The following is an 11,031-nucleotide window of genomic DNA, read 5'->3' on the forward strand; positions in this document are numbered from 1 at the left end:
GGTACTCTTCACCTAAGTGTCTCAGGTCTAGATGCACCACATCGCCAAGGGGATGGTCGATGGTGTTACCTTTTTGCTGCTCGTGCCAAAACGCTTGAGAAACTTTGTCTCGAGGACCCAGTTCCATATATTTGTTTTTCGGCTCTCCAACCGGGGTTTCTGGTCCCATGCCGTAATCTTGCAGATAACGGTAGCCATTTTTGTTGACGATGATGCCGCCTTCGCCACGACACCCTTCGGTCATCAATATACCCGTACCAGGAAGGCCCGTTGGGTGATACTGAACAAATTCCATATCACGCAAAGGCACACCGTGGCGATACGCCAGTGCCATACCGTCGCCGGTAACAATGCCACCGTTGGTGTTGGTGTTATAAACTCGTCCCGCACCACCTGTCGCCAGTACAACAGACTTCGCTTTAATCGTAACAAGCTCACCTTCGGACATGTGAATCGCAACCAAGCCTTGAATCTCGTCGTTTTCAACCAGTAGGTCAACCACGAAGTACTCATCAAAGCGCTTGATTTGATTGTACTTGATAGAGGTTTGAAAAAGCGTATGCAGCATATGGAAGCCGGTTTTATCGGCGGCAAACCATGTGCGTTCTACTTTCATTCCCCCAAAGCGACGGACGTTCACTTCACCGTTTTCTTTACGGCTCCATGGACAACCCCATTGCTCCATTTGGATCATTTCTCTCGTTGCATTTTCAACAAAATATTCAACGACATTTTGTTCACATAACCAATCACCCCCACCAACAGTATCGTTGAAGTGGTTATCGAGTGAATCTTCATCTTTGATGACGGCGGCAGAGCCGCCTTCAGCGGCGACAGTATGTGAACGCATTGGGTAGACTTTAGAAATCAGGGCTACTTCTAGCTCAGGATTTGCTTCAGCCGCTGCGATTGCAGTTCGAAGACCAGCGCCACCGGCGCCGATCACTGCGATATCTGTGGTAATTATTTGCACAGTTATCCTCCAGTGTGTGTATTTGCAAAGTAATAGAGATGAACGTAAGCCCATCATCGTATGCGATGCGTATTTAGTTTTAAATTATTTTTTTGACCTGAAACTAGTTTACGGGAGCGATGTCAGGAATAAATTGATATTGGCGGTTTTTTATCGTAGAAATATGACAGCAAACTTGGCATTTATTGAATGTGTGATGTTCATCACTGAGATGCGTTTTATGAATTTAACTTTCAACGTGTGTCATTTAGCTTTGAATACATACCAATCACTTACACGGACTTAGAAATATGAATAAAGAGAGCTGGCAACCTAGCGCGAGTATCGATTCGCTCAAATTAAGAGCGAAATTGATTGCTGATATTCGACAGTTCTTTGTCAATAGGGACGTACTTGAAGTGGAAACGCCAGCAATCAGCCATGCGACCGTGACGGATCGTCACTTACATACCTTTAAAACAGACTTTATTGGTCCTGGTTATGCAGATGGAAAAGCATTATATCTAATGACGAGTCCAGAATTTCATATGAAAAGGTTATTAGCGGCGGGTAGTGGCTCTATTTATCAGATTTGTAAGTCTTTTCGAAATGAGGAAAATGGACGCTATCATAATCCGGAATTCACCATGTTGGAATGGTATCGAATAGGGTTTGATCATCACGATTTGATGGATGAAATGGACGAGTTATTACAGCTTGTATTGATTACTGGTAAATCGGTTCGGATTACTTATCAACAAGCGTTTTTGAGTACATTAGAGGTGTGTCCGCTTGAAGCCTCTATGCAGGAACTAAAAGAGGTAGCAGTCACATTGGGTTTAGGTGATATTGCGGGCCCTGAACAAAACAGAGATACCTTGTTGCAGTTGTTGTTTAGCTTAGGTATTGAATCTAAAATTGGTTTGCAAAGTCCCGTATTTGTTTATGATTTTCCTGCTACTCAAGCTGCTTTGGCCAAAATCAATCCAAGTGATCCTAGGGTAGCTGACCGATTTGAGGTTTACTTTAAAGGTGTTGAATTAGCCAATGGTTTTCATGAATTGGACGACCCACAAGAGCAACTTTCTAGGTTCATTGAGGATAATCAAAAGCGTAGAGAACAAGGTTTAGAAATGCAGCCTATTGATTATCATCTCATTGATGCGTTAAAGGCAGGTTTGCCAGCTTGTGCTGGTGTTGCATTGGGTATTGATAGGCTAGTGATGCTTGCTCAGGGAAAGGAACATATTGATGAAGTAACCGCGTTTTCTTTTCCAAGAGCCTGATGATAGATATAAGATTGTGAAAGCGCATCATTCAATAATCTCATGACTAACTTACTAATATTCCGGTGCCTACAACGGCCAAAATGGCACCTAACCATGCGAATCGATTTGGTCTCTGTCTTAGATAGAACCATAAGATGGGTAGAATCATAATCGGGGTCGTCGAAGAGAGTAAGGCGACCATTCCAACATTGCCGTCTCTTAACGCATAAAGAATGAGCGTCATTCCAATCGCCATCGCTAAGAAGCCGCTGATAAAAGTCACGCCTAATACCCTTACCGTTATTGGTTTAGTTGACCTCGCTATTTTTGATCCTGTCGCTCTAAATAATGCATGGGCTAAAAATGCAGCGATCATTCGGATGGCGGACGCAGCAACAGGATCAATGGCGGTTTGCATAACGGGCTTGGCAATGATGCCACCAAGAGCCTGACAAATAGCCGCGAGTAAGCCAAGAGAAACACCAATCCATACATTGCCCTTAATCGCTTCCCAGTCGTGTTGACCTTGTTTTTTCTTACCAAAGAATATAGCGATAAGAACGCCGGCGAAAACCAAACTTGCCCCTACAAACTCAATGGTGCTCATCGTTTCACTGAAAAGAAAATAGCCGAGAATGGAAGAGAATACGGCGTGACAGGCGAACAATAGCCCGGCTTGCCTTGGTCCCATTCTGTTCATACAGGCAAACAGTGCGGTATCTCCGATAAAAATACCAATCAATCCAGACAAAACCATGGGGGTAATATGAACTGACGTTACTGTGAACCAGCCACCGGTAAAGGAAGCCATAATGGTCAAAATGATGGCCGTACAACCCATACGCCATCGACTATAAGAAAACGCACCCAAGTGGCGGGCTGGGACGACAGAGATTATGCTGGAGATTGCCCACAAAAAAGCTGCAGCTAGGGCTAGCCACTCATATGACATAGTGATTTCTAAGCATTACATTGAATGGAACCAACTATGCCGTAAAAATCACGCCACAACTAGATCTGAGTGAGTAATAACTTTAATTTTAAGGAAAATGTGTTTAAGCGCAAAATGGATTATCAGCGTAATTAGACATTAACCATTCTTTACAATACAGCAGATAAAATAGACAAAGCCAGTAGATGTTCGCTACTGACTTTGTCTGTTGACCACTATGAGACTAAAATACTTTAAGTCATAATGAGTACGGCGACATAAACAATAAGCAGCCCAACTACCCCCATAATAATCCCCATTTTTGCCATATCCTTACTTTCAATAAGTCCTGTGGAATAAGCAAGCGAGTTAGGTGGGGTAGAAACTGGCAGTATCATACCGAGTGACGCAGAGAACGCGACGACGACGAGCAGTCCTTGTATTCCGCCTATTGCAGATAAGCTCTCCATAGAGGCACCGATAGCCGCTGCGATAGGCATAAGCAGGTTAGCTGTTGCGGTATTGGACATAAAGTTAGCCATGAGCCAACAGACAAGAGAAAGCGTGATAACAACAGCAAAGGGAGACAACGCGCTATAGTCAATAGCATGAGCAAGTGCCACGGCAAGACCCGTCTTATCTAAGCCAATACCAATAGCGATACCCCCTGCGACTAACCACAGTACATCCCAGTTAATCTGTTTAAGCTCTTGTTTACCCATGATGCCTGTTAGCGTAAATACGGCTAAAGGAATAATAGATACCACGTACGTATTCATGCCGTGAAGCTTGGTGGTCATCCAGAGTAATATTGTTGCGGCAAAGGTGATGTAAACGACAATAGCTCGCCAACTTTTTTTAAACGTACCATCTAATTTGAGAACCATTGTTTTTTGCGATGAAGGAAAAAACTTCTGTAATAAGAACCAAGCCAGTGTTAACTGGATAACGACAAACGGTAAGCCCATCATCATCCAGGACAAGAAATCAATACTGTTCTCTCCAGTGAGGTACTGAAGCGCTATGGCGTTTGGTGGGGTGCCGATAGGTGTCGCGATACCACCTGTATTGGCAGCAATCGGTACACATAGAACGAGGGCTTTAATGCCTAAGTCCCCTTTAGGTGCTGATGCAACGATAGGACCAAGCAATGCGAGCATCATTACGGTTGTTGCTGTGTTGGACATAAACATGGAAAAAACAGCCGTAATAAGCATTAAACCAAGCATGATGAAGCGTGGTTCTGTTCCAAATGGTTTTAATAAAACACGCGCTAGGTTGTTATCAAGCTCGTATTTGGAGGCCGCAATCGCTAGTGCGAATCCACCCATAAAAAGGATGATGATTGGCGATGAAAAAGCACTGAAAATATCGGTGTATTTCATCAACTCTCCTAGCTCATGGCCTTCAGGTGGGGTTCGAAATAGATGTAAACCTTTATTTGAAATCATGATCAGTTCTAGGGCGATGATTAAGATAGAGGTTGCAAATACAGGTACAGGTTCCAGCACCCAAAGTAGAGCGGCTAGAAGGAATATGGCAAGTAACCGATGTTGAATAAGGGTAAGGTTATCTATCGGAATCGAATCTATTGGCAGCATGAGAACAAGCGAAGGTATGGCAAAGCAAATGAGTAGCTTGATCAAAATCCCGGTATCAAATTTTTTCTTCATCTTACATACAACCCCATAAGTGTGACCCAGCAGCTAAGTTTGCATTCTCATATTTCTATTTCGCGACGTAGCCTAAGGCAGAAAGTTAAAAGTGTCTGCAACCTAGCATAAAGTAAGCGGTTTTTTGTTACTAAGATCAGCTTGGTGTTTTGAAAATGAAAATAGATTTTTTGTAAGGGATGTGTTTTTAGTCAAATTATAAGACGAATTTTATTCAGGTTTTGTCACGGGGTACCGTCGGTATTAATAATGAAGTAGATGTCAGGTTACATTATTGCTCGTAACCCGACATTCAGGTGGTTTTGCATCTATTTGATGTTGGCGTATGCCGTACCTAACTTCGTTGAAACACCGTTGCCCATGCTAGCGTCAAAGTCGATAGCATCTTTGCTGAATAAGTTGATTACAGTAGAACCAAGTTTAAATCGACCCATTTCATCTCCTTTCTTCAGAAAGACTGAGGTATTGCCATTTGCTGGGTAATCCCAGCAATATACAGTGTTACCTCGTGGTGGAGTTACCGTTCCGGCCCAAATGAGTTCAATGCTACCAACAATCGTGGCCCCTACTAATACTTGTGCTAACGGGCCGAACTTGGTGTCAAAAATACAGACAACCCGTTCATTACGTGCAAATAAGTTTGGGATGTTTTCAGCGGTTAATGGGTTTACGGAATATAAGTCACCCGGTACATAGATCATTTTGCGCAGTACGCCGTCGCATGGCATATGAACACGGTGATAATCGCTAGGAGAAAGATAAAGAGTCGCAAAGCTACCATCTTCAAATTCATCATACAGTGTTGTATCTCCACCTAGGAGTTCTAGTGCTGAAAAATCATGGGATTTAGCTTGGATTATCTGGCCATTTTCGATAGGACCGAACTGACTGACACAAGCATCTGCTGGATGCGTTATGACCTGTGTATCATTATTCAACATACGCGCGTCTTTTTTAAGTTCACGTACAAAGAAATCATTGAATGTTTTAAAGTATGCGGGATCGGAATGCAGCGCTTCATCCATATTTATTTTGTATTGTTTAATAAACATGGTGATCACTGCGGTCGTGACACGACCTAATTTGGCCGATGCTAATTTACCTACTACACGAGTGATCGCGTGTTTTGGTGCCCACAATTGAAACCAAATTTTAATGTTGTCTGATAAAGTCATATCTAATTTAAAAACTCATTGTTTAGACGCAGATGTTACTTAATTTATGAGAAATTGTCAGTATTTCTGCGATGTCACATCGTGCCATGGTATTTGTATCTAAAACGTAACGTGCAGAGTATAGACAATACTTATTAATCTGCTTTTTTGTTTCGAGAGTACTGACGGTTGGCTTTGTTTTCACCCATGCTGTCAATTATTCGGTGATAGCTGTTAAATCGTTCACGACTTATTTCGCCTGTTTCTACCGCTTTTTTGAGCATGCAGCCGGGATCATCAAGGTGTTTGCAATCTCTAAATTTACATTCACCTAAACGAGACTTAAATTCAACAAAAGCTTGGGTAACTTCATCTGCTTCGAGGTGCCATAATCCAAACTCTCTAATGCCAGGTGAATCAATAAGGTCACCACCTGTTGATATATGGTACAAGCGTGCAGCTGTCGTCGTGTGCTGACCTAATCCTGAGTTAGTAGAGACCGCGCCTTCTTCTATATCAACCTCTGGCATTAGAGCGTTGACTAAGCTGGATTTCCCAACCCCTGATTGACCGACGAAAACGTTAATTCTATTTCGCAATTCGGCCTCAAAAACGTCGATACCATAGCCAGTTTCTTTACTGACAAAGAGTACTTTGTAGCCGATTTTTTCGTAGGTTTGTAGTTGAATTGCATACTCTTTAATCTGTTCTTCGTTTAGAAGATCAATCTTGTTCAGTACGATTAAAGGCGATATTTTTAGTGTCTCAGAAGCGATCAAATATCGGTCAATAATATTGAGAGACAACTCAGGTAAAACAGAAGATACAATAACCATCTGATCAACGTTAGCGGCGACTGGCTTTAGGCCGTCATAGTAATCTGGCCGAGTTAAAACAGACACTCTTGGCTCGACCGCTTCTACTACACCTGAAATGCCAGCCATAGATTCAAGCCCAGCGCGCCAGATAACCTTGTCACCAGAAACTAAGCTTTCAATTCCTCGACGCAAATTACAGCGATGAATTTCTTTTGTTTCTAGGTCTTCAATATCAGCATGTTGGCCAAAGCGAGTGATGACCAAGCCTACTTTCGTAGTACCTAACATCTCCTCATCCCAGTGGATGGTTTTTTCTTGCTTTAGTCTTTTGCTTTGGTTGGAACGAACACGTCGAACCTGACCTTTGGTTAGCTTATTCTTCTTAGTCACGTTTACCTTTCGCTCATTCTAGGCTTTATCACTATCTGTTGGACGAGTATGATACCTCTTTTACAAGCAAAATAGGCAATTCATCTATGTCATTCAGCGATCAAAACTTAATTTGGGTCGATCTTGAGATGACGGGTTTAGACCCGGAGCAACACAAGATCATTGAAATAGCGACAATTGTTACTGATAGCGAGTTAAACATTCTTGCTCAGGGTCCTGTTCTTGCAATCCATCAATCGGATCAAGAATTAGAGAAAATGGACGATTGGTGCACAAATACACACACTAATAGCGGATTGGTTACTCGTGTAAAAGCGAGCGACATTGATGAAAGTGAGGCAATAAAGCAAACCATTACCTTCTTAGAAGAATGGGTGCCGAAAGGTAAGTCGCCTATTTGTGGAAATAGTATTGGGCAAGATCGACGTTTTCTGTACAAACACATGCCTTTACTCGAAGAGTATTTCCACTATCGTTATGTCGATGTGAGTACATTGAAAGAGCTGACTCGTCGTTGGAAACCAGAAGTGTTGGATGGTTTTGAGAAAACCGGAAGTCATTTAGCGTTAGATGATATTAAAGAATCTATTGCGGAACTAAAATATTACAGAACGACGATTTTCTCTATCTAACAAAATGAGATTGTTTTAACGACCCCAATTTTTAATACAAAAATGGTGTCGTTAAGCTGTTTTTTACGTTGCAATTTATGAATTTATAATTTGCATATCGTGAATATTGATGCATTTCTGCTTTTATTGGCTCATTTTTCATCAAACAGCAAGAAAATGAATTATTTTTGTAATAAGGACTTGCATCACAAAAAAATGCTCTTATAATTCGCAGCCCTGAACGACGAAAGACGTACAGAATGCGACACTAGCTCAGTTGGTAGAGCGCAACCTTGCCAAGGTTGAGGTCATCGGTTCGAACCCGATGTGTCGCTCCAAAATCTTTCAGTCTCAGGTAATTAGTTCTCACGGTACTTAACGGTGATGCTTAGTTTATAAGTATACGGACGCGGGGTGGAGCAGTTTGGTAGCTCGTCGGGCTCATAACCCGAAGGTCGTTGGTTCAAATCCAGCCCCCGCAACCAATTTCAGATAACTTGAATATTTTCAGGATATCATTGCGACACTAGCTCAGTTGGTAGAGCGCAACCTTGCCAAGGTTGAGGTCATCGGTTCGAACCCGATGTGTCGCTCCAAATTGTTATTTGTTGTTAAAAATAGATAAAAAGTTCTCACGGTACTTAACGGTGATGCTTATTTCGCTGAGTGATTAGTTTTATAAGTAAGAAGTATACGGACGCGGGGTGGAGCAGTTTGGTAGCTCGTCGGGCTCATAACCCGAAGGTCGTTGGTTCAAATCCAGCCCCCGCAACCAATTTGAAAGTGTTATTCTCATAACCTTCGAGCTGTTATTAAATAGTTTATTTCAAACGCTCTTTTTCCTAATGCTGTGAAGCATTACTCCCCCATGAAAATGTATCTCACTAGTTTTATACTGCTAGCTTTTCCACCGCTTAAACTCAAGCGGAATGGACGCTTCCTATCATTTAAGAAAAATAATCAACAGACTTATCCACTTATTTTTTTCTGTGGATAACCTAGTGAGTAAAAGTCAGATCGACTAAAAAAAAGCAAATACTCCGCAAGATCCTCTATCTGTGATACAGAGTTGCATATCTTTCAATTTTTATGCAACATAATGTTTTATAAGGATTATTAGTGAGTTTTACGAGGTCAGGGTAAAAATAGAAAGGATCATTAACTTGTTGTTTATTGATCCTCGTCATTTCTTTGATTTGTGTTTAACTTTTTTAATCGAAATGTTTTGAGGGGTGACAAAAGGTTTTTTCCACATTCTCAGCTTTGCGAACGATATCAATCAAGCCTCTTAGGCTACGCATCTCTGGGCAATCCTTTTTGTACTACCCTAATCAGGCGTTTTGTTTTATTGGACAGGGTTGATATGTGCTCACTATTCGTATTCCCATTTGGTACGTGTTTCATCTGTTCTTCTATCGCCCAGTTCACATGCTCATCCAGTGTCGATGTGAGTCCCAGTTTGTCTTCCAATGCCCAAACAATGTCTTGGGAGTATGGGGCGTTGCCTAAGGCGATAGAAATATTACGCAACCATTGAGTGTGCCCAATTCGGCGTATAGCAGAACCTTCCATATTTTTGAGGAACTCTTTTTCGTTCCAAGAGAACAGCGTTAATAAATCTGGTGACGCAAAATAGGTTCGACGATGAAAATCTTGTTGTTGCGTTAGATCTGAAAAACGGTTCCATGGACAGACAAGCTGACAATCATCACAGCCATAGATGCGATTACCTATGGCCTTTCGATATTCTGTAGGAATAACACCGTCATATTCGATAGTGAGATATGAGATACATTTTCTAGCGTCCACAACGCCATCCTCAATAATGGCTTGAGTCGGACAGGAAGTAATACACGCATTACACTTACCACATTCATTTTCGACGACATCATCGACAGGTAGAGGGATATCGACAAGAAGTTCACCTAAGAAAAACCACGAACCCGCAGTGCGATTAATAATGAGGGAATGCTTTCCTGTCCAACCAATGCCTGCTTTTTCGGCTAGAGGTCGTTCTAATATTGGTGCGGAGTCGACAAAGGGGCGGTACCCCATGGTGCCAACTTCAATTTCTATCATCTTACCTAATTGATTTAACTTGTTTCTTACCAACTTGTGATAGTCGCGCCCTAAAGAATACCGGCTAATGTACCCTTGAGTAGGATTATTAAGGTTACTAGCAAACTGAGCTTCTGGAGGAAGATAATCCATGCGAACACTGATGACTCGGACTGTTCCCGGAAGAAGTTCGTCTGGGCGAGAACGCATTGTGCCGTGGCGTGACATCCATTCCATCTCTCCATGATATCCTGCCTTTAACCAATTAAGCATTGCCTCTTCATGCTGAGATAGGTCAACATCACAAATACCAGTTTGTTGAAAACCAAGCTCTTTGCCCCACTGTTTGATTTTTTCTGCTAAAGCTAGGTAGTTCATAAGAATAGTTAGATAGATGAAAGATTAGTAATTTTACCTGAATTAGCGTGATAGAGCTATTCAAGTGGGTTAAGGTAAAGGTGAGTAAATATAGCGAAGCTTACAATTTTTTCCTTTCAGGTTTTGTCTCTCAAATTAAACACGATTTACTATTCTGAACCTTTTGATTTTTATATAGTTGAATTTTGATTTATATACAGTGACTTTTGATTTATATATAGTGACTTTTGATTTATAAATAGTTGAAAAACTATTCCTAACTAGGCTGGGAATGGCGTTCATTAGGATAAAATACTACCATCATCACTAGTGGCTTAATGTGTAATATGAATACAAAAAAATTTAATTTAATAGACGAACAAGCTACCATCGAAATGGGAAGCGAGCTCGCACAATTATGTTCAAAGCAGACCACTATTTATTTACATGGTGATTTAGGTGCGGGTAAAACGACATTCAGTCGTGGTTTTGTTAAAGCGCTTGGGCATCAAGGTCATGTAAAAAGTCCTACCTATACGTTGGTCGAACCTTATCAATTAAAGGATTGGCAGGTTTATCACTTTGACCTATACCGCTTATCGGATCCAGAAGAATTGGAATTTATGGGAATTAGAGATTATTTCACGCCAGACGCCATCTGTTTGGTTGAGTGGCCTGAAAAAGGTGAAGGTTTATTGCCCAAAGCAGATTTGGACATTGAATTACGTTATCTAGGAGAGCAAAGAATTGCGCTTCTGATAGCAAATAATGACTATGGAAATATGTTGCTTAATCGTTTGGAGTTGTCTTGATCTGTAA

At 41.5% G+C, this 11,031-nt stretch carries 9 protein-coding genes and 4 tRNA genes; 7 read left to right on the plus strand and 6 right to left on the minus strand.

The window, feature by feature from the left end:
- A partial coding sequence (locus AACW90_RS19110) for an FAD-binding protein (protein WP_390237704.1) occupies positions 1 to 973 on the minus strand: 973 nt, incomplete at its 3' end.
- 290 nt (positions 974 to 1,263) lie between these two features.
- Between AACW90_RS19110 and epmA the strand changes: the two genes are divergently transcribed.
- On the plus strand, positions 1,264 to 2,238 hold the full coding sequence (epmA, locus tag AACW90_RS19115) for an elongation factor P--(R)-beta-lysine ligase (RefSeq protein WP_390237707.1): 975 nt from the start codon (positions 1,264 to 1,266) through the stop codon (positions 2,236 to 2,238).
- A gap of 46 nt (positions 2,239 to 2,284) precedes the next feature.
- On the opposite strand, the gene AACW90_RS19120 is transcribed toward epmA, so the two are convergent.
- From AACW90_RS19120 to rsgA, 4 genes are all read right to left on the minus strand, one after another.
- Positions 2,285 to 3,172: a DMT family transporter gene (locus AACW90_RS19120; RefSeq protein ID WP_390237709.1), complete on the minus strand. Its 888-nt coding sequence runs from the start codon at positions 3,170 to 3,172 to the stop codon at positions 2,285 to 2,287.
- 233 nt (positions 3,173 to 3,405) lie between these two features.
- Positions 3,406 to 4,824 (minus strand): SLC13 family permease, encoded by a 1,419-nt coding sequence (locus tag AACW90_RS19125; RefSeq protein ID WP_390237711.1) that lies wholly within the window; start codon positions 4,822 to 4,824, stop codon positions 3,406 to 3,408.
- Positions 4,825 to 5,132: 308 nt separating this feature from the next.
- Positions 5,133 to 5,999, minus strand: a complete 867-nt coding sequence (gene asd / locus AACW90_RS19130; protein WP_390237713.1) for an archaetidylserine decarboxylase — start codon at positions 5,997 to 5,999, stop codon at positions 5,133 to 5,135.
- A 134-nt stretch (positions 6,000 to 6,133) separates the two neighbouring features.
- On the minus strand, positions 6,134 to 7,186 hold the full coding sequence (rsgA, locus tag AACW90_RS19135; RefSeq protein ID WP_390237715.1) for a small ribosomal subunit biogenesis GTPase RsgA: 1,053 nt from the start codon (positions 7,184 to 7,186) through the stop codon (positions 6,134 to 6,136).
- An 86-nt stretch (positions 7,187 to 7,272) separates the two neighbouring features.
- On the opposite strand from rsgA, the gene orn reads away from it, so the two are divergent.
- From orn to AACW90_RS19160, 5 genes are all read left to right on the plus strand, one after another.
- Positions 7,273 to 7,818, plus strand: a complete 546-nt coding sequence (gene orn, locus AACW90_RS19140; RefSeq protein WP_390237718.1) for an oligoribonuclease — start codon at positions 7,273 to 7,275, stop codon at positions 7,816 to 7,818.
- Between the two features lie 241 nt (positions 7,819 to 8,059).
- Positions 8,060 to 8,135, plus strand: a tRNA-Gly gene (locus AACW90_RS19145).
- A gap of 70 nt (positions 8,136 to 8,205) precedes the next feature.
- Positions 8,206 to 8,282, plus strand: a tRNA-Met gene (locus AACW90_RS19150).
- Between the two features lie 35 nt (positions 8,283 to 8,317).
- A tRNA-Gly gene (locus tag AACW90_RS19155) sits at positions 8,318 to 8,393 on the plus strand.
- A gap of 102 nt (positions 8,394 to 8,495) precedes the next feature.
- Positions 8,496 to 8,572: transfer RNA gene (locus tag AACW90_RS19160), tRNA-Met, on the plus strand.
- A gap of 518 nt (positions 8,573 to 9,090) precedes the next feature.
- On the opposite strand, the gene queG is transcribed toward AACW90_RS19160, so the two are convergent.
- Positions 9,091 to 10,233 carry a tRNA epoxyqueuosine(34) reductase QueG gene (gene queG / locus AACW90_RS19165; RefSeq protein WP_390237721.1) on the minus strand — a complete coding sequence of 381 codons (1,143 nt, stop codon included), beginning with the start codon at positions 10,231 to 10,233 and terminating at the stop codon, positions 9,091 to 9,093.
- Positions 10,234 to 10,559: 326 nt separating this feature from the next.
- On the opposite strand from queG, the gene tsaE reads away from it, so the two are divergent.
- On the plus strand, positions 10,560 to 11,024 hold the full coding sequence (tsaE, locus tag AACW90_RS19170) for a tRNA (adenosine(37)-N6)-threonylcarbamoyltransferase complex ATPase subunit type 1 TsaE (RefSeq protein WP_390237723.1): 465 nt from the start codon (positions 10,560 to 10,562) through the stop codon (positions 11,022 to 11,024).
- Positions 11,025 to 11,031 lie beyond the last annotated feature (7 nt).

This window comes from Vibrio frigidus, from assembly GCF_042465995.1.
GTDB lineage: Bacteria > Pseudomonadota > Gammaproteobacteria > Enterobacterales > Vibrionaceae > Vibrio.

Excerpts from the sequence above, each read along its gene's own strand:
- epmA (WP_390237707.1), top strand. The coding sequence starts at position 1,264 with ATGAATAAAGAGAGCTGGCAACCTAGCGCGAGTATCGATTCGCTCAAA.
- AACW90_RS19120 (WP_390237709.1), bottom strand. The coding sequence starts at position 3,172 with ATGTCATATGAGTGGCTAGCCCTAGCTGCAGCTTTTTTGTGGGCAATC.
- AACW90_RS19125 (WP_390237711.1), bottom strand. The coding sequence starts at position 4,824 with ATGAAGAAAAAATTTGATACCGGGATTTTGATCAAGCTACTCATTTGC.
- asd (WP_390237713.1), bottom strand. The coding sequence starts at position 5,999 with ATGACTTTATCAGACAACATTAAAATTTGGTTTCAATTGTGGGCACCA.
- orn (WP_390237718.1), top strand. The coding sequence starts at position 7,273 with ATGTCATTCAGCGATCAAAACTTAATTTGGGTCGATCTTGAGATGACG.
- queG (WP_390237721.1), bottom strand. The coding sequence starts at position 10,233 with ATGAACTACCTAGCTTTAGCAGAAAAAATCAAACAGTGGGGCAAAGAG.
- tsaE (WP_390237723.1), top strand. The coding sequence starts at position 10,560 with ATGAATACAAAAAAATTTAATTTAATAGACGAACAAGCTACCATCGAA.